The organism is Paenibacillus sp. sg306046, from assembly GCF_059821225.1.
Genome location: NZ_JCAMRT010000016.1, coordinates 103,078 through 127,648 on the forward strand (window position 1 = coordinate 103,078; position 24,571 = coordinate 127,648).

The 24,571-nt window shown below is 58.6% G+C and carries 21 protein-coding genes; 16 read left to right on the plus strand and 5 right to left on the minus strand.

The features are described from left to right. Positions 1 to 72 precede the first annotated feature (72 nt). From AC6ROY_RS17165 to AC6ROY_RS17190, 6 genes are all read left to right on the plus strand, one after another. Positions 73 to 306, plus strand: a complete 234-nt coding sequence (locus tag AC6ROY_RS17165) for a ferredoxin (protein ID WP_500101796.1) — start codon at positions 73 to 75, stop codon at positions 304 to 306. Between the two features lie 149 nt (positions 307 to 455). Next, a complete protein-coding gene (locus tag AC6ROY_RS17170) occupies positions 456 to 2,276 on the plus strand; it encodes a CHASE2 domain-containing protein (RefSeq protein ID WP_500101797.1) in 1,821 nt (606 codons plus the stop codon). 274 nt (positions 2,277 to 2,550) lie between these two features. Then, positions 2,551 to 4,635 carry a FecR domain-containing protein gene (locus AC6ROY_RS17175; RefSeq protein ID WP_500101798.1) on the plus strand — a complete coding sequence of 695 codons (2,085 nt, stop codon included), beginning with the start codon at positions 2,551 to 2,553 and terminating at the stop codon, positions 4,633 to 4,635. Between the two features lie 30 nt (positions 4,636 to 4,665). Then, the gene (locus AC6ROY_RS17180) at positions 4,666 to 6,279 is read left to right on the plus strand and encodes a stalk domain-containing protein (RefSeq protein ID WP_500101799.1); all 1,614 of its coding nucleotides are present in this window, start codon (positions 4,666 to 4,668) and stop codon (positions 6,277 to 6,279) included. 104 nt (positions 6,280 to 6,383) lie between these two features. Next, entirely contained in the window at positions 6,384 to 7,118 is a 735-nt protein-coding gene (locus tag AC6ROY_RS17185) for an HD-GYP domain-containing protein (RefSeq protein ID WP_500101800.1), read from the plus strand. Positions 7,119 to 7,206: 88 nt separating this feature from the next. Further along, entirely contained in the window at positions 7,207 to 8,739 is a 1,533-nt protein-coding gene (locus AC6ROY_RS17190; RefSeq protein WP_500101801.1) for a L,D-transpeptidase, read from the plus strand. A 3-nt stretch (positions 8,740 to 8,742) separates the two neighbouring features. Here AC6ROY_RS17190 and AC6ROY_RS17195 read toward each other — a convergent pair whose 3' ends face one another. Next, on the minus strand, positions 8,743 to 8,886 hold the full coding sequence (locus AC6ROY_RS17195) for a hypothetical protein (protein WP_500101802.1): 144 nt from the start codon (positions 8,884 to 8,886) through the stop codon (positions 8,743 to 8,745). Between the two features lie 171 nt (positions 8,887 to 9,057). Here AC6ROY_RS17195 and AC6ROY_RS17200 point away from each other — a divergent pair, with 171 nt between their 5' ends. From AC6ROY_RS17200 to AC6ROY_RS17210, 3 genes are read left to right on the plus strand one after another with little or no spacing between them, the layout of a single operon-like run. Then, positions 9,058 to 10,158, plus strand: a complete 1,101-nt coding sequence (locus AC6ROY_RS17200) for a quinone-dependent dihydroorotate dehydrogenase (protein WP_500101803.1) — start codon at positions 9,058 to 9,060, stop codon at positions 10,156 to 10,158. An 18-nt stretch (positions 10,159 to 10,176) separates the two neighbouring features. After that, positions 10,177 to 10,974, plus strand: coding sequence for a GTP diphosphokinase (yjbM, locus tag AC6ROY_RS17205; protein ID WP_500101804.1), 798 nt, complete (start codon positions 10,177 to 10,179; stop codon positions 10,972 to 10,974). A 33-nt stretch (positions 10,975 to 11,007) separates the two neighbouring features. Beyond that, entirely contained in the window at positions 11,008 to 11,424 is a 417-nt protein-coding gene (locus AC6ROY_RS17210; protein ID WP_500101805.1) for a DUF309 domain-containing protein, read from the plus strand. 134 nt (positions 11,425 to 11,558) lie between these two features. Here AC6ROY_RS17210 and AC6ROY_RS17215 read toward each other — a convergent pair whose 3' ends face one another. Further along, the gene (locus AC6ROY_RS17215) at positions 11,559 to 12,041 is read right to left on the minus strand and encodes a thioredoxin family protein (RefSeq protein ID WP_500101806.1); all 483 of its coding nucleotides are present in this window, start codon (positions 12,039 to 12,041) and stop codon (positions 11,559 to 11,561) included. A 203-nt stretch (positions 12,042 to 12,244) separates the two neighbouring features. Here AC6ROY_RS17215 and AC6ROY_RS17220 point away from each other — a divergent pair, with 203 nt between their 5' ends. The 4 genes from AC6ROY_RS17220 (at position 12,245) to AC6ROY_RS17235 (ending at position 16,876) form a co-directional block, all read left to right on the plus strand. Then, complete coding sequence (locus AC6ROY_RS17220) at positions 12,245 to 13,789, plus strand: RsmB/NOP family class I SAM-dependent RNA methyltransferase (protein ID WP_500101807.1); 1,545 nt, start codon at positions 12,245 to 12,247, stop codon at positions 13,787 to 13,789. Position 13,790: 1 nt separating this feature from the next. Further along, positions 13,791 to 14,564 carry a pseudouridine synthase gene (locus AC6ROY_RS17225; RefSeq protein ID WP_500101808.1) on the plus strand — a complete coding sequence of 258 codons (774 nt, stop codon included), beginning with the start codon at positions 13,791 to 13,793 and terminating at the stop codon, positions 14,562 to 14,564. Positions 14,565 to 14,721: 157 nt separating this feature from the next. Further along, on the plus strand, positions 14,722 to 15,543 hold the full coding sequence (locus AC6ROY_RS17230; RefSeq protein ID WP_500101809.1) for a Cof-type HAD-IIB family hydrolase: 822 nt from the start codon (positions 14,722 to 14,724) through the stop codon (positions 15,541 to 15,543). A 271-nt stretch (positions 15,544 to 15,814) separates the two neighbouring features. After that, positions 15,815 to 16,876, plus strand: coding sequence for a hypothetical protein (locus tag AC6ROY_RS17235; RefSeq protein ID WP_500101810.1), 1,062 nt, complete (start codon positions 15,815 to 15,817; stop codon positions 16,874 to 16,876). A 216-nt stretch (positions 16,877 to 17,092) separates the two neighbouring features. Here AC6ROY_RS17235 and AC6ROY_RS17240 read toward each other — a convergent pair whose 3' ends face one another. The 3 genes from AC6ROY_RS17240 to AC6ROY_RS17250 form a co-directional block, all read right to left on the minus strand. Next, positions 17,093 to 18,520 (minus strand): RsmB/NOP family class I SAM-dependent RNA methyltransferase, encoded by a 1,428-nt coding sequence (locus AC6ROY_RS17240; RefSeq protein ID WP_500101811.1) that lies wholly within the window; start codon positions 18,518 to 18,520, stop codon positions 17,093 to 17,095. 252 nt (positions 18,521 to 18,772) lie between these two features. Further along, positions 18,773 to 19,372, minus strand: coding sequence for a helix-turn-helix domain-containing protein (locus AC6ROY_RS17245; protein ID WP_500101837.1), 600 nt, complete (start codon positions 19,370 to 19,372; stop codon positions 18,773 to 18,775). A 374-nt stretch (positions 19,373 to 19,746) separates the two neighbouring features. Beyond that, the gene (locus AC6ROY_RS17250) at positions 19,747 to 20,028 is read right to left on the minus strand and encodes an alpha/beta-type small acid-soluble spore protein (protein ID WP_500101812.1); all 282 of its coding nucleotides are present in this window, start codon (positions 20,026 to 20,028) and stop codon (positions 19,747 to 19,749) included. A gap of 360 nt (positions 20,029 to 20,388) precedes the next feature. On the opposite strand from AC6ROY_RS17250, the gene AC6ROY_RS17255 reads away from it, so the two are divergent. The 3 genes from AC6ROY_RS17255 to AC6ROY_RS17265 all read left to right on the plus strand — a co-directional run bounded on the left by AC6ROY_RS17255 (position 20,389) and on the right by AC6ROY_RS17265 (position 24,501). Then, positions 20,389 to 23,067 (plus strand): exo-rhamnogalacturonan lyase family protein, encoded by a 2,679-nt coding sequence (locus AC6ROY_RS17255; RefSeq protein WP_500101813.1) that lies wholly within the window; start codon positions 20,389 to 20,391, stop codon positions 23,065 to 23,067. 46 nt (positions 23,068 to 23,113) lie between these two features. Further along, entirely contained in the window at positions 23,114 to 23,656 is a 543-nt protein-coding gene (locus AC6ROY_RS17260; protein WP_500101814.1) for a sulfatase-like hydrolase/transferase, read from the plus strand. A 152-nt stretch (positions 23,657 to 23,808) separates the two neighbouring features. After that, on the plus strand, positions 23,809 to 24,501 hold the full coding sequence (locus AC6ROY_RS17265) for a DUF1961 family protein (protein ID WP_500101815.1): 693 nt from the start codon (positions 23,809 to 23,811) through the stop codon (positions 24,499 to 24,501). Positions 24,502 to 24,571 lie beyond the last annotated feature (70 nt).

Below are 24,571 nucleotides of genomic sequence, written 5' to 3' on the forward strand. Positions count from 1 at the left end.
TATTATATGGTAGGATAAGAACCATTAAGTTGTACACCTATGTACACCTAAATTAGAGGAGGAAGATTGAATATGTCTAAATACACTTGGGTTGAGAAAGATACCTGTATCGCCTGTGGCGCCTGTGGCGCCACAGCTCCTGACATCTACGACTACGACGATGAGGGTCTTGCTGAGGTTATTTTTGACGGCGACGGCAACAAAGGCGTAACGGCAATTCCTGACGATCTGTACGACGATCTGCAGGATGCGCAAGACGGCTGCCCTACCGATTCGATCAAGGTTGCAGACACTCCTTTCAACTAAGCGGAACAAGCGGGCCGCTCCATCCAAAGACCTACCCTGACCAGTGCGGGGTAGGTCTTTTTTTAGCTTTTTTTGACGATTTATTTACGCCATCCTTCCGCTTTATATGGTAAGATGTAGGGGCTAGATTAATCCGCTGGGGGCTAGTTATGAAGAAGGAATTGAATAAATCGAACGTTATTTTGCTCGGCAATGGGCTGATCTTGCTGCTCTGTATTCTGCTTTTGTCATACGGAACGCTGCAGGTGCTTTCGAACCAGGTGACGTCCTGGAACTTGCAGGGAACGATGTCCCAGCAGCCGCATGAGGACATTGTCGTGGTCGGCATTGACGAGCAATCCATCAAGGAGGTAGGCCCTTATCCTTGGGACCGCAAGGAGTATGCTAAGCTGATCGCCAAGCTGGAGGAGGGCGGAGCAAAGGTCATTGCCTTCGATATCGAGTTATATACGTCGAGCAACAAGCCGGAGAGCGACCAGGCGCTCGCGGCTGAGCTGGCCAAGCATAAAAACATTATTTTGCCGTCCCATGCGCTGCTTGAAGGCGAATTTGACCGGAGCACAACGGTAAAGGCCGGCGAGCTGATCAAGGCGCGGAGCGTGCAGGAGCCGATTGAGCTGTTCAAGCCTTATGCCAACCGGGCGCACATTAATGCGGCGTTTGACCCGACGGACGGCGTTGTGCGGTTCAACTGGCTGCAGATTGATACGCCAGACGGGGTGTTCCCGTCGCTGGGTCTGGCGATGGCGCAGATGGCGGGCGTCAATGTGGACCGCTACCTGAATTTGCCCTTGATCAAGGACCGTCCGAAGTCCGAGATGATGATTCGCTGGGATGCGAAGGAATTTGATTTCGAGACGGTATCGTTTAATCAGGTGCTGCAGGGCAAGGTGCCTTCGTCCGTGTTCAAGGACCGTCTGGTGCTGGTCGGCTATGTTGCGCCAGGCTCTGATGAAGGGATCACGCCGATTGAAAATCATATGCATCTGGTCTACGCGCACGCGAATATTTTGAACCAAATCTTGAAGGATCAGGTCATTACACGGGCCAATCCGCTGCTGGAGCTTGCGTTGGCCGTCGTGACGGCGCTGATCTGCGGGCTTGTTACATGGCGTCTTCGCGCCACATCGGGCGCGCTGCTGATGCTGGGCATTACCGTCGTGCTGCTGGGCGGGCAATATGTGCTGTTTGCGTCCATGCTGATGAGCGTGGAGGTCATTAACCCGGTAGCCTGCGGCTTGCTGGCGTATCTTGGCAATATTTCAATGAAGACGTATTTCGAAACGAAGCAAAAAAACTATATTACGAAGCAGTTCGGACGTTACATTTCTCCCGATCTGGTTAAGGAAATCGCCACAAGCGAGCAGGAGATTCAATTGGGCGGCATCAGCAAGGAGCTGACGATTTTGTTCCTTGATGTGCGCGGCTTCACGCCGTTGTCCGAGCGGCTCAAGCCGGAGGAAGTGGTCGACTTTCTGAACCTGATGTTTAACTTGATTACCGAGCGCGCGCTGGACAACCACGGGACGATTGACAAATTTATCGGCGACGCCGCCATGATTTTGTATAACGCGCCGCTCGACGTGCCGGACCATCCTTATTACGCGGTAAAAACCGCTTTCGAAATTCAGAAAGGGATGGAGAAGGTGCGCGCCGACGTTCTGGAGAAATACGGAGTCACCATTGCTGTCGGCATCGGGATTAATACAGGCGATGTGGTCGTCGGCAACATCGGGTCGTACTTGCGCGTCGACTATACGGCCATCGGCGACAATGTCAACACGGCCGCCCGGATCGAATCGAATACGCAGCCGAATCAGGTGCTCGTGTCCGAGGTGACGTATGAATTGACGAAGGATTATTTCCATTATAATTATGCAGGCGAGAAGCTTATGAAAGGCAAAAGCGTACCTCTAAAGCTGTACGAGGTAACCGGTATTCACGCTGCGCCGCCGTCTGTGAAGCGGTAAATTGCGAGTATTTCCGGGGAAATAATGTGAATGTTCATACCGTTTCGACTTTTTTCGCAGTCAGCCCGTTGCGTATTGAAAACCTCCACCTTACAATGAGAAAAGGGAAGCAGACAGAGGTTGTCAGAAGGGCTCCAACAAATCAGTGCTTGAAGCTGAAGGATTCTATAATCGCAAGAGAAGCTACCGCTAAAACACGGATGTATCGTCATCGAAAGTGCTACGATGCGAAGCTTTTCTTATTTTAATTATGATGGAGGAGTGGAAACACCCAGTGAAACACGAAGTACGTATACATAGGTTGGAGGGCAGGGCGTTTTGGTTATGGTGTCTGGTCGCTGCGTTGGTCCTGAGTTTGATTTCGTCAGGTCTGGCTTCACCTGCGGCCGCCAAATCGGCTCGTTCGGCCATTGTTGTGTCAGTGACTGGTGATGTCACTTACACGAAAGCAGGCGGATCACGTTCGATTTCCGTTTATCCGGATCTGGCGCTGAATCAGGGAGACCTGATCGCCACAGGCTCCGGAGCCTCGGTTGTGCTGAATATTGCAGACCGTAATGATGAAGTGACCATCAGTGAAAATGCGGAAATTTATATTTCGGAGCTGGTTGATGACGGCGGCAAAAAGTCGAAGGTCAAGTCATGGGCCGGCGCTGTGTGGAGCAAGGTCAAGTCTCTCGTTAGCTCGGAGGATGAGTTTGAGGTCGAAACGCCGACGGCGGTGATGGGCGTGCGGGGGACCCACTGGCTCATTCGCGTCGATCCGACGACGGGCAACACGTATGCGACCGTAGCTTCCGGCGTCATCCATGCCGAGACGACGACGACCGAAATTGTGGACGATACGCCGCAGCAGCAAACGAATCAGACGACGATCTACCCGGCGCAGCAGATTGAGCTGAATTCGCGCGGCGAGAGCAACGATCTGCGGTTTATGGTCGATACGCTCGACCCGGAGCAGCTATTGAAGGACGCTCCTCCGGAGCTGATCAAGCAAATTTTGGAGAGCCGGACCGAGATTGACAAGGAAAACGAGCAGTTAAAAACGAAGCTGCAGCAGGAGCAGGAGCAAGGCGCGAAAAAGCCTGATCCGGAATCCACGCTGCTGTACGAGGATAAGCCGAGCCTGGACAAGGTGCTGGACAACTTCGATAATGCGCTTTCTAATCTGGCCAAGCAGGCTGTCGAGGATCAGAAAATGACAGAGCAAGAAATCCTGTCGATCAATCAGGGGCTGGGCACGGAGCACCAGTATGATCTGTCAAACGTTACTCCGCTAGACAAGAAGGCCGGCGCGGACCCCGCATTGGCTGACGGAAAGCCGGCGTCTAATGCCGGGGACAAGCGTAAATCCGAGATCACGAATAATCAGAATAAAGTCGAAAAATCAAAGGAAGCCGCAGCGCTCCTGTTGAGCAAGGTCGACAAGCAAAATCAAGACAAGCTGGCTAAGGATACTCAAGCAGCCCTCGACAAGCTGAAATCCCAGCTGACGGAGGAACAAAAGAAGCGGTTTGAGTCAGACCAGCAGAAAAACAACGATACGAAATCAGCGACCACGCCATCGACTAACACCGGCAGTGGCGGCAGCAGCGTGCAGGCGCCAGGCAAGCCGGTGCTGGTCAGTCCAACGGCCGTCACACGCGTACAGCTGAACGACCAGGTGGGCGTATCTCTGACGGCTGATTCCGGCAGCTCAATCGTGCTGAGAACGAAGGCTGGAGCGGTAGTTGCCACGGGCCGAGGCAGCGGCTCCGCCGTGCCTGTCTTGCTGTCGTTTACGGCTGCGCAGATCGGGATGGTTGAGCTGGAGGCGGTAGCGACAAATGAAGGCGGAACAAGTCCGGTATTGTCCATTCCAGCGATTGAGGTCGTGCCTCCGGGTCCGCAGATCACGGTGAAGCAGATCGGCCAGGCAGCCAATGGACAGGTCGAGCTGCAGCTGGATATGAAAAACTTCAGCGGCAAGCCTTTTTACGGCGTGCAAGCGAATCTGGTGTACGATGCAGACGTGCTGAGCTATACAGGACCTGCCTCCTTGCCGGACAACGGCCAGACGATATTCAGCGGCACGTATGCGGCGGAAACATTGACCGAAAAGCCGCCCGCTGCCGGCAAGAAGGAATTGATCTATGCCGGTGTCCGGTTCCAGACGGCAACATCCGGCAATGTGCCTGAGGTGGTGCTCAGCAGCAATGAAAGCCAGTTGATTAAGTTCCCGTTGCAGGTCAAAACAGGTGCGACGGGCCAAACCTCCGTCAGGCTAGCTGTTGTCAAGGTTGTAGACAAGCAAGGCAATACAGTCTATGAGATGTCGCCAAACGACCAGTCGGTCACGACGGTCAAGCTGACGAATTAACGCCCCTGATCGGCAGGGAAGGAGAACGGTATGAAGCAAGCAATCAAGATCATCGCGGGCGCTCTGGCAGCGTCTGTGTGGGCGGGAAGCATCGGAGCTTCGGCAGCGGACTGGAAGGCAGACGGGCTGCGCGGGGCCAATGAGCAGCAGCTGCTGCAGGTGACTACAGAAGCGGGCAGCGGAGATATGGGCAGTCAGGACGGGGCGCTGACGTTTGCGGATTTCCGCATCCCGGTCAGTGTTGTGGTCAAGCCTGATCAGACGATTCTGGCAGCGGATTCCCGGAATCATCTGCTGCGCAAGCTGGAGCAGGGCAAGGTTTCGACGTATGCGGGTCTTCTGTTCGAGAAGGACGCGAAGGGCATGCCGATCGGGACACTGCTGGATGGCGCATTGGACGACGCGCTGTTCAACAATCCCCACGGCCTGGCCGCCGACGCTGCGGGCAATCTGTTTGTAGCGGATACAGGCAATCATGCGATTCGTAAAATAGACACGGCCGGCCGCGTAACGACGCTGGCCGGAAGCGGGCTGCTCGGGGACACGGATGGTCCGGGAGCGGCAGCCCGGTTTTACAGCCCGCTGGATGTAGCCGTAGCGGCCGATGGCACCGTGTATGTCGCCGATACGTTGAATCATGTCATCCGCAGCATTTCGCCGTCGGGTCAGGTGACCACGTTGAATGACAAGTCTGACCGGGCTGTGGAAGTGACCCCGGGTCAGGCTGCGCCTGCAGGCGACTTCGTTGACGGTCCGTTGGCCAAGGCCAGGTTCAACGAGCCAAGCGGTCTGGCGCTTGACGCGCAGGGCAATCTGTACGTGAGCGATACGGGCAACCAGCGTATCCGGTACATCGACCTGACAGCGAAAACGGTAACTACGGTGGCGGGAAGCGGCAAGGCCGAGCCGCTGAAGGAGTTGTACGTGCCAGGCGGCTATGCGGATGGTGCAGCAGCGTCCGCGGCGTTTAATTTCCCGCTTGGATTGACGGTGACGGCTGGGGGCGGCGTTCTCGTCGCCGACAGTCAAAATCATGTGATCCGTTATGTAGCTGACGGCCAGGTGACGACGCTGACCGGCTCGATTGCCGGTACGCCGGGCGAAAGCGACGGCATTGAAGGATTTGCCCGGTTTCAGCGACCGAGCGATGTGGCGGTGCTGCCGGACGGCGGCTTGCTTGTCGCCGATTCGTACAACAACAAGCTTCGTCGTATTGAGCCATACCGGCTGCCGGCCGGGATTACGGCTGACGATACGGTCAAGGTGGCGCTGAATGCGAAGCAGCTTGTATTCGAAGCCGCGCCGGAGATCAGCAACGGACGAACGATGGTGCCGGTGCGCGCCGTCACGGAAGCGCTTGGCTACGCGGTGTCGTTTGAAGAAGCGACCCGCACGGTACGGCTGACGAAGGGCGGTACGGCGATTGAGCTGGTCATTGATCAGACCGGCGTGAAGCGCAGCGAGCCTGGCAAAGCCGACGTGCTGGAGCCTACGGATGCGGCGCCTTATATCAAGCAAAATTTGACTTATGTGCCGGTGCGCTTTTTTGCGGAGCAGACCGGGCTTGATGTGCAGTGGGACGCCGTTACACGGACGGCCATTTTGCGCACAAAGACGGCGTCAGCCGGTCAAACGGGCAAATAACCGAGAGTTGGAGACTTATTCTGGGAAGGGACGTGTTTCTCTTCACAGAATAAGTCTTTTCGTTTAAGATGAAGGAAAATTGTCGGACAAGGGGAGGGAGCATCGTGTCGGAGGAGAGCAAGTCATATCAGCAGCGGATTGAGCAACTGGAGAAACGGATTACAGAGCTGGAGTTTTTGCTTGAGGCGGCGACGGAAATGAAGCATGCGGACCGCGGCTCCGATCATCCTTTTGCGATCAGCCTTATTCATTCCCTGGTGCTGGCGCTGGACTCGCGAGATCCGTATACGGCCGGCCATTCGTCGAGAGTGGCGTTGTATTCGCTTTGGATTGCCCGCAAGCTGGGCATGCCGGAGGAAGCCTGCCTTTCCTTTCACCGGGCCGCTCTTATGCATGATATCGGGAAAATCGGCGTCCCTGACCGGGTGCTGCTGAAAGCGGAGCGGCTGAATGACGAGGAATTCAAGCTGATGATTGCCCATACGACAATCGGCGCCCGGATTTTGTCCAAGCTGGAGCCGAAATCAAGCATGCGGGATGCGACCTTGATCGCCTTGTATCATCATGAGCATATGGATGGCTCGGGCTATCCGGAAGGGCGGCGCGGCGAGGAAATTCCGTTACTGGTTCGGATCGTGGCAGTCGCCGACGCATTTGACGCGATGACTACGGACCGGCCGTATGCGAAAGGCCGCAGCCCGCAGGAAGGACTCCGCGAGCTGATCCGCTGCAAAGGGACGCAATTTGACCCGCTGGTGGTGGAGGCGTTCGAAGCGGTCATCATGGAACGGCTGGATGCGGGGGGCGCTTGGCCGGGCGCAGCGGAGCTTTCCCCTTGATGCAGCTCGGCCCTCTGCTTCAAAGCTTCAAAAAAAGCTTGATTCATCCGATATTAACAGGGAGATGATGGAAAGCGAGGGTTGCATCGTGACTAAAAAAGAGAACGACGAGCAACTGCAGCTCTTTTTCAAGCAGGACCCGCAATACTTGAAAAAATATGTCAGGGAGCATCCTGAAAATAAAATGGCCTGGTATTTGCTGGGCCGTGAATATGAAGCGCAAGGCAAGCAGGGGAAAGCGAATTATTGCTATGGCCAGGCCGGAGCGGTGTATGAGGCTTATGAGGAGCAGAAGATTGACATCGAGCTGCCGCCCTTTCCGGACAGTGCGCTGTCGCCCGCCGAGCGGGCGGAAGCTGCGGCTGGGGCTGCGGCACGAGCGGATAAGCTCGGCAAGCGGAGTGAGCGGGGGGAGCGCGCCAAACGGGTCAAGCGCTGGCTGCCCTCCTGGTCCCGCACAGCGGTCTTGACCCTGCTCGGCTTGCTGCTGCTGCTCGTGCCGGGCTTGCCTCATTCGGAAGGCTATGAGCCGGAGCGGGCGGCCGTGACGGCCGAAGTGCCGCCGGACATGACGGCCGCCAAGCTGCAGGCCGGGCATGTGTATTATGGCGTCGGTCCGAAGACGGCGGACACGATCTCGCAGGCGCTGCAGCATATGCTGCTCAGGGAGCGTCTGCTGAGCTTCGGTATTCTCGTGCGGGGGATGCCGCTGGCCGATTCCGCATGGATCGACTGGCTCAAGAAGCCGGAGCCGCTTGTGTCCGTGGAGGCGCAGGAGGATGCGTCCAGGCAGCAGGTCAACTACCACGATGCCCAGACGTGCAGCTGCGAGCCGACAGACGCGCAGCGGGCGGAAGGGCTTGTAGCGGGCTGGATGTCGCAGCAGGAGCAGCGGGCCGTGCTGCATTCGGCCATTGCCGCCTATATGCGCAAGCACGGGCAGCCGCCGACTGCAGCCGCGCAGCTGACCGCCGACTATCCGGATAATGTATTGCCGGGGCTGACGCCGTACATGCAGGAGCTGTTCGAGCGCAACCGCACCGCAATTGCGGCTGAGATGGGCGCGTGGAATAACGCGCTTGCTGCCGGAGCCGATCCTGCCAGCGCGGCGGAATCGGTGCGCAAGGAGACGAAGCCGGGTCAGCCGCCGCTGCCGACCGGACTTGTCCAGCCGCTGGAGCAGCCTCTGGAAATCATCGTGGACAAGTCGGCGCACCGGCTGGCGCTCGTCAGCGGCAGCATCGTGCTGCGCAGCTACCCGGTTGGATTGGGAGGCGAACGGACGCCGGAGGGCGTGTTCGACATTTCGGAGAAGGTGCGCAACCCGAACGGCAAATCGGACGGCGACTTCGGAAGCCGCGGAATGACGCTGTCCGATACGTTGTACGCCATCCACGGCACAAACCAGCCGAGAAGCATCGGCAAGGATCAGTCGCTTGGTTGCGTGCGGATGCGTCAGGCCGACGTCGAGGAGCTGTTTGACATGGTGCCGATCGGAACGAAGGTGACGATCGGACGTGGGCTGCTGCCGTCGGCGGTGACCGTTAGCGCAGCTCCGTTTAAAGTGCCTGTGCAGGGCCAGGATACGAACCCGAACAAGGTGTACCGCTGGCTTGATTAGTCATCAGTTGCCGAGAATCAGCAGCGCGGCCATGCCGACGATGACGACGCCCAGGATGGAGCCGACCCAGATGATCAGTTTTTTATTTGGCGCGTCCGGTTGCTTTACCTTGCGTTGTGCAAACGGGGTAACTTTTTTTCTGGACATTGGACATCAGCCCTGCCTTTTCAAGGGTTTTATCATATTTTAACATATTGCCAGCGGTTTAGCGGCAGTAACTTCATGGTTTGTCCCCTTTATTTTTCCTTCATAAAACGATAAACTGTCAACGAGAGAGTTACACGAGCCAGACATGGACGGGGAGAGGGCGACAAGACGATGTTGTACAAACGTTTAGCAAAACCGATGCTGTTTCGGATGGACCCGGAGAAGGCGCATCATCTGACGATTGACGGGCTGCATACGGCGGGCCGTGTGCCGGGAGGACGCGCGCTGCTGCGCGCAATGTGGGGAACGGGCGACCACCCGGAGCTGCAGACGGAGCTGTGGGGCATCCGGTTCAGCAACCCGGTCGGGCTTGCGGCTGGACTTGATAAAAACGGCAAAGCCGTTCCGGGCTTCTCCAATATCGGCTTTGGCTTCATGGAGGTTGGGACGGTGACGCCGCTGCCGCAGGAGGGCAATCCGCTGCCGCGTCTGTTCCGCTTGCCGCCGGACCAGGCGCTGATCAACCGGATGGGCTTCAATAACGTCGGGATCGAAGGCATGAAGCGGAATTTGCGCAATCAGGGGAGCCGGACGATTCCGCTTGCGATCAATATAGGCAAAAACAAAGCGACGCCAAATGAGCAGGCAGAGGACGATTACCGGGCCTGCATTCGTTCCCTGTATGGCTACGGGGATTTTTTCGTGGTCAATATCAGCTCGCCGAATACGCCGGACCTGCGCAATCTTCAGCACGGCGACGACTTGTCCCGGCTGCTCGCCGCGGTCAAGGAAGAAATCCGCAGCCAGCACGGCAAGTTCGGCGGACGGGAGAAGCCGGTGCTTGTGAAGATCGCCCCCGACCTGACGGAGGAGGAAACGGCGTATACGGTGGCGACGATTTTGAGCAGCAACGTGTCAGGCATTATCGTCTCGAATACGACGATTACCCGGGACGGGCTGACGCATGCAAACCGGGGCGAAACCGGCGGATTGAGCGGACGTCCGCTTACGTCGAAGTCCACCGAGCTGATCCGTACCGTGTATCGGCTGACGGAGGGCAAGCTGCCGATTATCGGCTCCGGCGGTATTTTTACGGCTGAGGACGCTTATGACAAAATTCGGGCCGGAGCCAGTATGGTGGAAATTTACACGGCGTTGATCTATGAAGGGCCGGGTTTGGTCAAGCAATTAAATGACGGGATCAGGAAGCTGCTGAAAAAAGACGGCTTCCGGCATATTTCGGAGGCGGTCGGTTCTGCGCATCAAGGCTAGTCTAGGAGGGTTACCGGTATGGATGGTCGCGATTGGAAAAAGTTTCTGCTCCCTTATGAGCAAACGGTTGAAGAATTAAAGGTCAAGTTCAAAACGCTCCGGGGCGAGTTGAAAAGCCGCGATGAATATTCACCGATTGAGTTCGTAACCGGCAGGGTGAAACGGATTTCGAGCATCTTCGACAAAGCGAAGCGGCTGAATGTGCCAATGGAAAAAATCGAAACCGGCATTGAAGATATCGCAGGCATTCGGATTATGTGCCAGTTTGTCGAGGATATCGGCAGGCTCGCCGAGCTGATCCGCGCCCGTGAGGATATGACGCTTGTTTACGAGAAGGACTATATTGTCAACAAAAAGCCGAGCGGCTACCGGAGCTATCATATGATTGTCGAATATCCGGTACAGACGGCGCTTGGTATGAAGCGGGTGCTGGCGGAAATTCAGCTGCGTACGCTGGCGATGAATTTCTGGGCGACGATCGAGCATTCGCTTAATTATAAATACCGCGAGGAGCTGCCTGAGGAAGTGGTGAACCGGCTTAGCAAGGCGGCCGAAGCCGCCTACCTGCTGGATCAGGAGATGAGCAGCATCCGGGTCGAAATTATGGAGGCCCAGCAGCTGTTCGAGGACAACTCGAATATCGTCAACCGGGTGCTCAACGGCATCCAGGAGCTGTACTTTTTCCATCGGGTGCGCGAGGCGGCCCAGTTCCAGATGCGCTTCAACGAGCTGTGGGATACCAATGATGCGTGGCTGCTGAGGGAGCTGTCGGAGCAAATTTCGGATGCGATCAGCCGGGCGAAAAAAAACGCGTAGCTTGCCGTCGCGAACCGGGGAGGATCGGGCTTGATGGGAAACTATGACCGGCTGTACGTGCTGTTTGTTTACTACTTCAACGTGGAGCGCGATTACTTCGAATGTCATGAAGTGATGGAGGAGCTTTGGCTGGAGGAAGGACGGAATACGTTGTACCAGGGCCTGCTGCAAGTCGCAGTGGGCCTGTACCATCATCACAACGGCAATCCGGGGGGCGCGGTCAAGCTGCTGTCGGCGGCGCTGGACAAGCTGGAGCGGGAGCCCGAGGACGTGCTTGGCATCGAGCTGGGCACGCTGCGGCAGGAGGCTCGCGTGTATCTGAACAAGCTGCTGCGGCTGACCGAGGAGCCGTTTGCCAGCTACGATCTGACAATACGGGTCACGGATCCCGCCCTCCAGAAGCTGGTGGAGCAGCTCAAGCTTCAGCCGCCTGCGGCCCATGAGGACTAGCGGACGTCTGCTTTCGGTTTGAATCTCATACAGGTTAGAAAGGTGCTGCCTTCGCTTCGCAGGGCGCGCCTTTTTTTCGCTGACGAGCAAAAAAACAGCTCCGGCCGACTGGCGGCAGAGCTGTTGAGGGCGGATCAGGATTTATATTTGGACAGGAACGTTTTGAGCGTCGCTTCGTTTTGCTCGCCAACGATCCGCTCGACTTCCTTGCCTTCCTTGTAGTAAATCAGCGTTGGCGTCGCTTCGATTTTATAGCTGTTCCAGCCGTTTTTGAATTCTTCCAGGTTAAATTGCTTCACGTCAACGCCCAGGTTTTTGGCCGCCGGCATCAAAATCGGTGTCGTTGCTTTACAGTGAATGCAGGTCGAAGCGAAATAATACAGGTAAAACGACTCTTTTTTCTGCAGCTTCTCGTCCAGCGCAGCCGGTAAAATAATGTTTTGATAGTTCGGATCGTCAAGCTGCTTGAGTGTTTCCGGGTTCAGCTTGTCCGGCGCGATGCCGTACACGTTATTTTCGTACTTGCTGTACTTGGCGCTGTTGGACTGCTGGTTAATGACGTACAAGCCTCCGAACAGCACAACAATGATAGATAAATAAATGACGAGCTTTTTCATAAGGGTTTAGCTTCTTCCTTCCTGGCCTAAGAATAACGTACTCTAGAAATATTCGTTACTTCCCGAAAGTTTCCTGCTAGAAGCTATCAAGAAAGTTGAACGAATTTTGAACACGACCCGCTTGCTTGCGCCGAGCTGTTCACAGTACAATGAACATCATGCGTGACGGCATGCAGACCTAGATGGAAATGAGTTGAAGTTTTATGACCGGGCGAACGTTGCCTGTTGCTTTTACAACGCATATGGAGCGGCTGCTGGAGCAGGACTATCCCGCTTTTCTGGCCTCCTACGACGAACCGAGGCTTTACGGGCTGCGGGTGAATACGCTCAAGCTGTCCGTCGAGGCGTATCAGCAGCTCGCGGATTGGCCGCTTATGCCTGTACCGTGGACGCCAACCGGGTTTTATGTACCTGAAACGGCGCGGCCGGGCAAGCATCCGCATTACCATGCGGGCTTGTATTACATCCAGGAGCCGAGCGCCATGGCCCCGGTGGAGCTGCTGCAGCCTGAGCCGGGCGACCGTGTGCTGGATTTGTGCGCAGCGCCGGGCGGCAAGACGACGCAAATCGCAGCCAAGCTGCAAGGCCAAGGGCTTGTTGTGGCCAATGATGTGCACCCTGACCGGGTGAAGGCGCTGGTGAAAAATATCGAGCTGAACGGCGTTCGCAACGCTGTCGTACTCAATGAGGACCCTGCAAAGCTGGAGCAAGCGTTTGCTGCGTATTTCGATAAAATCTTGGTGGATGCGCCCTGCTCCGGCGAGGGGATGTTTCGCAAGGAAGAGGAGATGGCGAAGGCTTGGGAGCCGTCCTGGACGGCCAAATACGCGGCGATGCAAACGACGCTGCTCGCTCAGGCCGGACGGATGCTGCGGCCGGGCGGACGGCTTGTGTATTCGACCTGTACGTTTTCGCCGGAGGAAAACGAGGACATTATCGCGGCGTTTCTCGCTGAACACGCCGAGTTCGAGGTGGAGCCGGCGCCGCGTACCGGCGGACGCGGCGGCTGGGAGCCGGGCCGACCGGATTGGGTCGGCCCCGCAGGCAGCCCCCGCGCGGAGGAAGTCGCGGGGACAGCCCGGCTCTGGCCGCATCGCGTCTGCGGCGAAGGGCACTACGCCGCCGTGCTGCGGCGGCGCGAAGCTGCACAGCCGCCGGACCGGACGGCTGGAATTGCCTGTGCGCCGCCGGCTGATGCGGCGCCTGCGTCTGCGCCGCGGCCAGGCCGGGCGCCTCGTCGCGCGACTGGCGCCGCGCCGCAGCCGTCGGGCCGCCGCGCTGCCGGCCCGGCTGCGGGCGCGGACCCGCGCGAGGCGCTCGCCCGCTTCGCGGCGGAGCAGCTGACGGCGCCGCCATGGGCCGGCGCCGAGCTGGTGTGGCGCAGCGAGCATGCGTACGCTGCGCCGCCGGGCTTGCCGCCGCTGGACGGCATCCGGGTCATTCGGCCCGGATGGTATCTCGGCGGCGCAGCCAAGCAGCGCTTTGCGCCTGCGCAAGCGCTCGCTCTCGCGCTGCGCCCGGAGGACGCGCAGCGCAGCGTGAGCTTCCGCGCGAACGACCCGCGCGCGGTGCGTTATTTGAAGGGCGAGACGATTGAGCTCGCCGCCGGGGAGCTGCGCACGGCCGGACCGGACGTGTCGGCCAAGGGCTACTGCCTGATCGCCGTCGATGGCTATACGGTCGGCTGGGCCAAGTGGCAGGACGGCATGCTCAAAAACGAATACCCTGCCGGATGGAGGTGGACCTGAGATGAAAACGACAATGCGGCTGGACAAGCTGCTGGCGCACGCCGGGCTTGGAACGCGCAGCGAAATCAAGCTGCTGGTGAAGCGCGGAGCGGTTGCCGTCAACGGTAAGCGAATCAAGGACAGCGGGCGGCAGGTCAATGCCGGGGTGGATCACATTCAAGTTGATGGCGAGGCGGTGCATTATCGGGAATTTGTGTACCTGATGATGAACAAGCCGCCGGGCGTTGTGTCCGCGACTGAAGATCGCCGAGATCGCACAGTGCTTGATTTGCTGGACGGGACGTACGCCCATATGGACTTGTTTCCAGTCGGGCGGCTGGATAAAGACACGGAAGGACTGCTGCTGCTCACGAACGACGGCAAGCTGGCCCACAACCTGCTGTCGCCGCGCAAGCATGTGCCGAAAACGTATTTCGCCCGGGTGGAGGGCGCAGTCGGCCCGGACGATATCGCGAGCTTTCAGGAGGGCGTCGAGCTGGATGACGGCTACCGGACGCTGCCTGCGGAGCTGCGGGTATTGGAGACGGGCGATCCGGCGCTGGAGCGGCTGTCCGAAATTGAATTAACGATCCATGAGGGAAAGTTCCATCAGGTGAAACGGATGTTTCAGGCGGTAGGCAAACGTGTCGTGTTCCTCAAGCGGCTGTCGATGGGAACGCTCCGGCTGGACGAACAGCTGGCCTCTGGAAGCTGCCGCGAGCTGACGGCGGAGGAAACCGCCGGTTTATTCGGGCAGACGAACGAGAAGGCAGACGGACGGGAGAACGGCGAGTAGGGGAGTTGGGATTGGAGCATGCAGGGCGGGCATCGTGCGCTATTTTTGGCATAGGCAAGTCAGTTGAAGCTGTACATGCACGCTCCTGCCCCTTGGATCCGCCGCCGGGCAGGACGAGCCGGAAGCACAATATACAGATAACGGGAGTGGAGCGCTGATGAATTACCGCTTGGTTGCCCTGGATGTTGACGGTACGTTGCTGGATGATCATCATCGACTTAGCAAGCAAACGATTCAAGCCTTACGTGAGGTGCATCAGGCAGGTCTGGGGGTTGTTCTGTGTACCGGACGCGGGCCAGGCAGTGCGATTCCGGTGATGGAGGAGCTTGGCTTCGAAGGCGTGCTCATTGCCCACAACGGCGCTTCTACGGTGCAGACACCCGGACCGGAGCTGCTGCACAGTGTCAGCTTTCCGATGGAGCAATTGGAGCCTTTGATTCGCTATTGCCGCGAGCAAGGCGTTCATTATGATGTGAACACGGCGCTGAGCCTGTACGTAGAGCGGGCGGCAGCGGAGGTCATGGCGATGTATGAGCGGTTTTTCATTACGCCGCTTGTGACGCCGGATGTGCTGCGGCTGGAGCATACGGTCAAATTTACCATGTTCGGCAGCGGCGAGCAGCTGGACCGGGTGCAGCTTGCGCTGGACCAAGAGCTGGCTTTGCCTGAGTCATTGTACAGTATCCGCAGCGGAGTTGAATTTATTGATGTGATGCCGGCCGCTGCCTCCAAGGGACTTGCGCTGCGGCAGTATGCCGCCGGTCAGGGCATTGCGTCACGCGATATTATCGCGATGGGCAACTATTTCAACGACCTTGATATGCTTCGTTTCGCCGGACTGGGGATCGCGATGGACAACTCGCCGCAGGAGGTCAAGGAAGCCGCCGACGAGACAACCCTGTCGAACAACGAGAACGGGGTGCATGCGGCGCTTGTGAAGCATGTGCTTGGTCCGCTTGCCGCTGCGCGCAGCGTGTAGACAGCGGTTAAACGTATTTCGTGCTGCTGTTCAGGCCGTAGTTCAGGCCATCCGCTGAGTTTTCATACTGCCGCACGACTGGAGGCAAACGGGCGGCTGAATCCGCAGTACGTATGCTTGTATTTTGGGACAACCTCCCCGTGATGTAGAGTGCTGCGAGAAGTGATGTGAAGGGCGAGCTTGCCATTACGCATAGGGCGGGCCGCAGGAAGGACATGCTAAGCAAGTAACCTGCAGCCAATGACTTAAAAACCTTCAGGGAGGGACCCGAATGAGCAGCGTAATAATCAGACCGGAGTTGAAGACGGCAGGCGGAGAGGTTTGTGAAATTGTGTACAAAAATCGGTTTGCGGGCACATTGACGTTGGTCTACCGGGAGTCGGTACGCGTGGCAGGCGCCCTGCAGCTTGAGCGGGAAATGCTGCCCGGGACAGACCGGGAGGACGTATTTCGGGCTGTGCATACGTACGTGCAAGCATTTAGCGATGCGGTAGGGGCGCAAGCCTGTGAAATTACCGCCACCTGCAGCAGCTTTGATCACGTGATGACAGCGTACCCCTCGCGGGAGCGGCTGAACAGCCGTCTGTATGAGCAAACCGCCGGGGAGGACTTTGACTACGATACCGATGGAGTCGATCATGACTTTAATCTGGAGGATGAGGACGCGGCTCTGCGGGATGACTATACGATGGGCGAGCTGGAGCTTGTGCTGGTAGATGAAGATACAGATGAGGATGTGCTGGAATATCATTTGCACGATCAGGACGGGAGATGGGTGGCGGAGGTGTTTCTGCAGGTCGAGGCTGCCGAGGTTTCCGGGTCTGTACACTGGCTTGTGGAGCCCGGCGAACAGGAGCTGGATGCTGCGGCCGAGCTGATTGTGCTGGACTTTGATGAGGACGAAGTCGATGCATTCACGCTGCAAATGGTATTTCAGTCCGAGGTGCTGGAAACGGTTGAACTGACGCATGCCGACCTGCTGGAGGATGATCCGCAAGCGCTGGAGTTTGACAGGGAGCCGGGGCACGAAGCGGACAGCGACTATTCGATCGTGCTGGCGCGTGACGACGGGGATGTGCTCACCTATGAAATTTATCAGCAATCGCGCGGCGGGCTGCCCATCGGCACGGCTACGGTTGACTTGAGCCAGCGGCAATTGACCGGATTTATTGATTTCCGCGAGCCGGGCAGCGAAGGGGATCGGGAGCTGATCGCCATGCTGCTGATGGAGGAGCTGGACAAGGAGAAGGAGTACGAGGCGATCAATTTGTCGATGATGCACCGGAACCGGGTCATTGAGGAAGTATTGTTTGAGACGGAGCAGGTGCATTAGCGAATGGGCATGGATTGGAGCAGAGTGGCTGGCATAACCTGGGATGAAATCGAATTGAACATGCTCGGATGGTTGGAGCCTCTCGGATTGAAGTTAGATAGATAAGCGGAGCCAGAAATAGAGTGGAACAATGTCGAACAGAAATGTAAAAGGACTGCAAATCGCTGCAGTCCTTTTCAGCATTGGCTTTGCTTGCTGTGTTTGCTTTGTTGACTGCTACACCCGGCGCAGCCCTTTCGGGTAATGGTTTTTCAGCTGCCCGCCGCTTGCTTTGCCCCAGCCGAGCGGCAAGCCTTCGCAGGTGACAAGCGTCCAGCCGCTGGCTGCTCCGGCAGCTTCGAGCGCTTCGCCGCGCAAGTAGCGCTCGGCCTGCCCGGCATCCAGCTCCAGCCGCGGCAGCGCATGGGCGAGCGGGCCGCTCAAGGCCAGCGCCAGCGCATGGGCCGGCTCCGCGCGATCCTTCTTGAGCCCGGCCAGATGCAGGCCCGGCCGCAGCGTTTTCAGCCCATGCAGCAGCTCCGGCCGCATGCTGCCTTCCGGGCCGGACGGCAGCCAGTAGAGCTGGTCGCCGAACAGCAGCGGTTCGCCGCTGCCGAGCGAGGCCAGCAGCGCTGCGGTTAACGAAGAGCCGCCGACGCTGTCGGTCAGCGCGGTGAACAGGCGCATGGCTGCTTCCTCCGCCCTGGCCGTTCGTTTGCCCGCCCCTGCGGAGCCGGTCCGCCGCTTGGTTCGGGCTGAGGCGGATGCGGGTGCCTCAGCCGCTTCGCCTGCTTCCAGCTTCGTTTGGGGGCCGTCCAGCTCCAGCAGCGCAACGAAATGGCCTTCGCCGCGCTGACGATGCGGCCAGATGCGTTCCGTTCGCAGCAGCCGCAGCTCCGGGTGCCCGGCCAGCAGCGCGGCAACGGTCTGCTCATTTTCCTGCTCGTTGAAGGTGCAGGTGGAATAGGCGAGCCGGCCTCCGGGCTTCAGCAGCTTTACAGCCGCTTGCAAAATATCAAGCTGCCTGGCCGCACAGCCTTCAACATGAGCAGGCGACCATTCGCTGATTGCGTCAGGGTCTTTGCGGAACATCCCTTCCCCGGAGCATGGGGCATCGACCATCAGCTTGTCAAAGAAACGCGGGAGCCGGTCTGCGAGCTGCTGAGGCGTCGCACTGACGACAACAGCATGGCCGATACCCAGCCGTTCGATGTTTTCGGCCAAAATTTTAGCCCGGGCGGGATGAATTTCGTTGGTGACGAGCAGCCCTTGTCCTTGCAGCCGATCGGCAATTTGGGTGGACTTGCCTCCGGGAGCGGCGGCCAGATCAAGCACAACCTCGCCCGGCTGCGGAGCCAGCAGCTCGACGGCCGACATGGCCGAGGGCTCCTGAATATAATAAGCGCCCGCCGCATGCAGCGGATGCTTGCCCGGCCGCATGTTGTCCGGGTAATAGTACCCGGTACGGCACCACGGGACGGGAGTCAGCCGAAATTCGGCTATCAGCCGGTCCTGCAGGTCGGGGGCGGCAGAGGAGAGCTTACAGGTATGAAAACGAAGCCCTTGCGTGCGCGGCTCGTCGTAGGAGCGGAAAAAAACATCGGCCTCCTCCAGCAGCAGCTTGCTCATTTGCTGCCTGTAGGGCTCTGGTAAACGGATAGACATGTGAACGAACCCCCTTTCTGTCGTTGCCAAGCTGCTCGAACACTTATTATACAGCATGGCAAAAGACGCTTCCATCCCCACCCGGCTCGTGGATTTGGAAGCGTCTGCATATCGGGTAGAACCAGGCGCGCTGTCGCTGAACGCGGGCAATCGGCGCGATGGCTTCGGTCCCGATCTGTCTGCCGCAGACGGCCGTTCGGAATAGGTCCCGTCAGCTGCCGGATCGCGCTTGATGGACAGCTGGCGAACCGGCTACTGCCGGTCGGCTTCCGTGGCGTTAGCGCCAGCGTCGTAGGAGCTTTGCACGGCATAGTTGTCCTGACGGTTTTGGCCGGCGAGCGATTTCATGGTTGTTTTCTTGGTTGACTTGCGTGTCGGCGCGCTGTTCTCCGCTTGCTTGCCAGATGCTGCTTGCGAAGCGGGGCCGGCGTGCTCACCGCCTGGGCCGGAACGGCCGGAGTCTGGCTCTCCGGACTGAAGCAGCTGCTTGTCCCGCCAAAACATAGCGGTCAGCACCCGTTCAATCCATTCCTTATCCCGCTCGGTCAGCTCGATGCCGTCGAATATAAATTCATTTTCTTGCAGAAAGCGGCGCAAATTGATTCTTGCCTTGGTTTTGTTGTCCTGTCCGCCGGTTGGCTTGTCGAGATAACCCGCGAGCTCCATCAGCTCCGTATACGGTGTATTCAGCCCTTCGGACAGCTTCATCAGCACATCGGGCGACGGGACGCCCCGATTGCCGTTTTCCAGCTGGGAAATGTAAGCTGCTGAGACGCCGGAACGATCAGCCAGCTCCCGGATCGTAAATCCTTTCGTGCGGCGCATGCCTTTTAATTGCTCATAAAAATGCATCGTTGACACCCTTATCATCCATTGGATTGAAAAATGGCCTCTCTTGCTGAACAAGAGAGAGTAAAGAGAGGTAAATGTTGGTTAATATTTTCATATTAACAGTAAACGTTAGGAAGCACAATGAACAATCGGCTGAGGAAAAACGGAGCCTTGGATTGGAGGAGGCGAGGGCGGCCGAAAATGAGGCGGAACCATTTGATCAACACACAAAAGCTGCAAGCCGTCCGTCGTTCCGCTGGCCGGAGACGGGTCGCTTGCAGCTTTTGTATGAACAGATCAGACATGTTTATAGCTAGATGAGATAGACGAACTCGTCGGCAAAGCGGATCGCCTTCACGCCGAAATCCAGCGGGCCTGCCTGTCGACCTCGGCTTCTACGTTTTTTCTTCGTTCGCCAGTTTCGCTTGAGCAAGTCGGATCATCTCCCGAACCATCGAACCTCCGATTTTGCCGCCAATATGTCCTGCTGATTCCGTTGTCAGATCACCGTTATTAGCCGACTGTAGAGGTACGCCAAGCTCCTTGGCCACTTCATATTTCACGTCATCCGGCCGGTTTGGATCAACGGCATAGCCTTCGCGCCTCATCACATCCGCTTTGAAGGTTCGCATCTCCCGCTCGACCCCTGGCACCTCATACCGCCGTTTTCTTGTCATTACGATACACTCCCTTGATGTTTCCATCTAAGATGCGCTAAAGCTCACGCTTTCATCCCTACATCGTTGACGATTCTATGTTTTCCCACTCTGAACAGGACGAGCGAATACAGTCAATCCGAACCCGATGGCAAATGCCGCCAGCCAATTAAGAAATGCAAATCCCAAATAGAGTGCGCCAGCCGGGCAAGAAACTGCAAGCCGGACAAAAAAGTACAACGCCCAACGGCGTTATCCGCAATAATGTTGGCTTGCGGGGAAAGCTGCTGGCAGGTATAGTTTCCAGTAACCTGGCTGCTGCAAATCGCCGTGAAGGCGTCGTTTGCTTGGCCTACTCGTTCAACAAGGAGGCAGCTTAACATGGATACCAAACGAATCGCAAACCTGAAGTGGCTGCAGGAGCCGGCTGCTGCTGCCCATGGCGCAGGCGTCACCTGGGGCGTGCCGTGGGCGGAAGGCGTGCTGCAGCGCGCGGAGCCGCTGTCGCTGCGCTTGCTGCACAAGCAGGCCGCGCAGCAGGAAGCAGGCGCAGGCGAGGCGGCGGGGGAGCCGCTTGCCATGCAAAGCTGGCCGACGGCGTTCTGGCCGGACGGCAGCGTCAAGTGGACTGCGCACGCCGTGTCGCTGGCTCCGCATCAGCTCGGCGCAGAGCTGGAGCTGTCGTCCAGTGGGCCGTCGCGAGAGGAGGAGGCGTCCGAATCCGCATTTGCAGCGCTGACGGTGAGGGAGACGGAGGACTGGATCGAAGCGGACACCGGCGTCATCGTTTGCCGCTTCGCGAAATCGGGCGCTGCGCCAATCAGCCGCATTACACGCTCGGCTACCGGCGCGATCGTCTGCGCGGGAGCCGGATTGACCGCGATCCGGGAAACGCGCAGCATGGACGCAGACAGCGCGGTTTATCGCCACGAGCCGTTGACGGGCCAGGTGGAGCGCGCTGCGGTCGAGCAGGCAGGGGCTGTGCGGTGCGTCATCCGGGTTGACGGCAAGCACGCCCCAGCCAGCGGCGGTGACGGCTGGCTGCCGTTTACCCTCCGCTTCTACCTGTACAGCGGGCAAGCCTCGATCCGCACCGTGTATACGTTTCATTATGACGGCAGCCCTGAGCGCGATTTCATCAAGGGACTTGGCCTGCGGTTTGAGCTGCCGCTTGCCGACGAGCTGTACAATCGCCATGTGCGCCTGGCCGGGGACACCGGTTTTTTTGCGGAATCGCCGAAAGGGCTGGCTACGCTGCGGACGACCGGTCCGTACCTGGAGCAATACAAGGAGCAGACGGCGGGCCGCAAAATCAGCTTCGCTCCCCAACAGGATGGACGATTTCTCGGCTTGCTGGACGATTCGGCGGTATGGGACAGCTTCAAGCTGACCCAGCTGTCGCCGGACTCTTACACGATCGTCAAGCGGACGAAGGAGGGCTGCAGCTGGGTACGGGCCGCGTACGGCTCGCGGGCTAGCGGCTTGCTGTACGCAGGCGGCGCAAGCGGCGGGCTGGCTGTCGGGCTGCGCAGCTTCTGGCAGCAATGCCCGGCTTCGCTTGAGGCGGCGGGGCTGTCCGGGGAGACGGCTGTGCTGACCGCCTGGCTTTGGTCGCCGGACGCGGAAGCGATGGATTTGCGCCATTATGATACGGAGACGCATGTGGAGTCCGCCTATGAAGGCTTCGATGAGCTGCGCAGCACCCCTTATGGCGTCGGTCACACGAGCGAGCTGATGCTGTGGTGCCTGGAGGAGACGCCGTCGCAGACGGAGCTGGGCAGGCTGGCTGCAGTGAAGGAGCAGCCGCCGCAGCTGGTGTGCGAGCCGCAGCGGTATTATGACAGCGGTGCTGCCGGGGTCTGGAGCTTGCCGGACCGCTCCACGCCGACGAAGGCCTGGCTGGAGGACGGGCTGGAGCAGGTCGTCCGCTTTTACCAGGAGGAGATCGAGCAGCGGCGCTGGTACGGGTTCTGGGATTACGGCGATGTGATGCACAGCTATGACCCGGTGCGCCATACATGGCGGTACGATCTGGGCGGCTGCGCCTGGCAAAATACGGAGCTGACGCCAAACCTGTGGCTCTGGTATACGTTCCTGCGCTCCGGGCGGGCCGATGTGTTCCGGCTGGCGGAAGCGATGACACGCCACACGAGCGAGGTGGACGTGTACCGGTTCGGAGAGTATGCCGGGCTCGGCTCGCGCCATAACGTCGTGCATTGGGGCTGTGGCTGCAAGGAAGCGCGAATCGGCATGGCCGGGCTGCATACGATGTTTTATTACTTGACGGCGGACGAGCGGATCGGGGAAATGATGGACGAGTTCCGGGACGCCGACTACGCGACCGAGCGGCTTGATCCGATGAGGTCGTATTATCCGAAGGATGAGTTTCCGACGCATGCGCGCAGCGGGCCGGACTGGACGGCCTTTGCCTCCAACTGGCTGACCCGCTGGGAGCGGCACGAGGATACGGCTTACCGCGACAAGCTGCTGGTCGGCATCGACAGCTTGAAGCGGCAGAAGCACGGGCTGCTGACCGGTCCCGTGTTCGGCTATGATCCGCGCAGCGGGGAGCTGCACTGGATGGGCCACGAAAACTGGGGCCATCATCTGATGATTTGCATGGGCGGCACTCAAGTATGGCTGGAGCTGGATCGTGTGCTGAAGGACCCGCAGTGGGCCGACATGGTGGCTGAGTATGGGGAGTTTTATACGCTGCCGAATGAAGAGAAGGCGCGCCGTACGGAGGGGGATATCCCGGGCAAGGACTGGAATATTCCGATGCTGGCTACGCCGCTGATGGCGTATTCGGCGGCCAGACGCGGCAATGCGGCGCTGGCGGCTGAGGCGTGGAGGCTGCTGCTGGAGGACCAGACCCATTGGCAAATCCGGCTTCCGCTGGAGGGCGACGAGGTCGAGGCGTTGGCGTATATACGGCCGATTCGTGAAATTCCGTGGATGAGCACAAATACGGCCTCGCAATGGTCGATTAACGTAATCATGTGCCTGGAGCTGATTGCGGACGCATTGCCTAAGCGGGCAGAACAGCAGCAGGCAACATAATTAGCATGCTGCTCATCGGCTTGCCTGGCCTGACGGGGCTGCTGTCTTGCGGCAGGCGATGAGCCTGGAGGAGCGCCGGAGAACGGCGCTGCGCTACTGGGCGAACTGCTCCTGGCTGGACCACTATTTCGGACAAGTGCTTGACAGGCTGCAGGCGAAGGGCAAGCTGGACGACGCGTTGATTGTGTTCGTCTCGGATCACGGCGAGATGCTGGGTGAGCGGCAATACCGGTTCAGCAAATATTGCCTGTACGACAGCAGCGTCCGCGTGCCGCTGGTGCTCCCCGGCTCGCGTATTCCCGCCGAGCTGCGGTGGACGGTTGATGAGCGTCCGGCCGAGCTGATTGACCTGCTGCCGACTTTGGTCAAGGCCGCCGGAGGGGTTCCCAGCCCGCTGCTGCCCGGACTTGATCTGCTGGGCGAACAAAAGACGGGTCGGCGCCTTCTGCGAGTTTCACAGCAAGACGGCGGACGGCCTGCTGGCCGCTCCGTCGCTGATGTGGCGCAAGCGGGATTGGAAGCTGATTCTGTACTTGCCCGGAACGCTGCTACGACAATCCCGAATGGGCGGCGGTGCGCTGCCGGATGACCGCCGAGCTGCTGCTGCATCTGGCCTGCGCTTGGACGCGAGGCCCGTTTTTTTATGACAATCAGGGCTATAAGGCGCTTGGGGCGGGAACATGACTGTGACTGCGTGACTTTACTATACTTTACTTAACTTGACGAAGGAGAGAATCGCCGATGAGCAACGTAACTTCACTGAACTATGAGGCGTTTAAGCTGCTGTATCACAATCCGCTTGCTTCGGCTGCCGATGTGGCCGGATTTCGGCTGGAGGGCGAAGCAGCTGTTTCCTTTCCGCTCGGGCGGATGAGGCTGGAAAACAAGCTGGACCCGGAGGAGGGACAACGGTCGAATTTCGTGTATTGGTGCCCGGAGACGTTTCCGGCTGACGTGCTGGTGGAGTGGGAATTTTGGCCGATCCGCGAGCCGGGGCTGGCGATTTTGTTTGTGGCGGCCCAAGGACAGGCCGGGCAGCATGTGCTGGACGGCTCCTTGTCTGCGCGGACCGGGGAGTACGAGCAATACCATCACGGCGATATCAACGCGTTCCACGTGTCGTATTTCCGGCGAATGTGGGCCAGCGAACGCAGCTTTCATACGTGCAATCTGCGCAAAAGCTACGGCTTTCATCTCGTTTCGCAGGGGGCTGACCCGCTGCCCGGAACCGCCGATGCGGTTGGGCCGTACCGGATGCGGCTGCTCAAGCAGGGGGCGGCGGTCAGCTTTGTGATCAATGAGCTGCCGATTTTCGAGTGGGTGGATGACGGCCGGTCGTTTGGTCCGCTGCTCGGCGGCGGCGGCATCGGCTTCCGCCAGATGGCGCCGCTGATTGCCGAATACGCGAATCTGAAGGTGTACACGCCGGCGTAGCCGACGACACAGGGCATCGAGAGGGCCGGGCTGCACCGATGGGCAGGCAGACGGGGGAGTTGAAGCGATG

Coding starts and splice junctions, on each gene's coding strand:
- AC6ROY_RS17165 (WP_500101796.1), top strand. CDS start 73: ATGTCTAAATACACTTGGGTTGAGAAAGATACCTGTATCGCCTGTGGC.
- AC6ROY_RS17170 (WP_500101797.1), top strand. CDS start 456: ATGAAGAAGGAATTGAATAAATCGAACGTTATTTTGCTCGGCAATGGG.
- AC6ROY_RS17180 (WP_500101799.1), top strand. CDS start 4,666: ATGAAGCAAGCAATCAAGATCATCGCGGGCGCTCTGGCAGCGTCTGTG.
- AC6ROY_RS17195 (WP_500101802.1), bottom strand. CDS start 8,886: ATGTCCAGAAAAAAAGTTACCCCGTTTGCACAACGCAAGGTAAAGCAA.
- AC6ROY_RS17200 (WP_500101803.1), top strand. CDS start 9,058: ATGTTGTACAAACGTTTAGCAAAACCGATGCTGTTTCGGATGGACCCG.
- yjbM (WP_500101804.1), top strand. CDS start 10,177: ATGGATGGTCGCGATTGGAAAAAGTTTCTGCTCCCTTATGAGCAAACG.
- AC6ROY_RS17210 (WP_500101805.1), top strand. CDS start 11,008: ATGGGAAACTATGACCGGCTGTACGTGCTGTTTGTTTACTACTTCAAC.
- AC6ROY_RS17215 (WP_500101806.1), bottom strand. CDS start 12,041: ATGAAAAAGCTCGTCATTTATTTATCTATCATTGTTGTGCTGTTCGGA.
- AC6ROY_RS17220 (WP_500101807.1), top strand. CDS start 12,245: ATGACCGGGCGAACGTTGCCTGTTGCTTTTACAACGCATATGGAGCGG.
- AC6ROY_RS17225 (WP_500101808.1), top strand. CDS start 13,791: ATGAAAACGACAATGCGGCTGGACAAGCTGCTGGCGCACGCCGGGCTT.
- AC6ROY_RS17230 (WP_500101809.1), top strand. CDS start 14,722: ATGAATTACCGCTTGGTTGCCCTGGATGTTGACGGTACGTTGCTGGAT.
- AC6ROY_RS17235 (WP_500101810.1), top strand. CDS start 15,815: ATGAGCAGCGTAATAATCAGACCGGAGTTGAAGACGGCAGGCGGAGAG.
- AC6ROY_RS17240 (WP_500101811.1), bottom strand. CDS start 18,520: ATGTCTATCCGTTTACCAGAGCCCTACAGGCAGCAAATGAGCAAGCTG.
- AC6ROY_RS17245 (WP_500101837.1), bottom strand. CDS start 19,372: ATGCATTTTTATGAGCAATTAAAAGGCATGCGCCGCACGAAAGGATTT.
- AC6ROY_RS17250 (WP_500101812.1), bottom strand. CDS start 20,028: ATGACAAGAAAACGGCGGTATGAGGTGCCAGGGGTCGAGCGGGAGATG.
- AC6ROY_RS17255 (WP_500101813.1), top strand. CDS start 20,389: ATGGATACCAAACGAATCGCAAACCTGAAGTGGCTGCAGGAGCCGGCT.
- AC6ROY_RS17265 (WP_500101815.1), top strand. CDS start 23,809: ATGAGCAACGTAACTTCACTGAACTATGAGGCGTTTAAGCTGCTGTAT.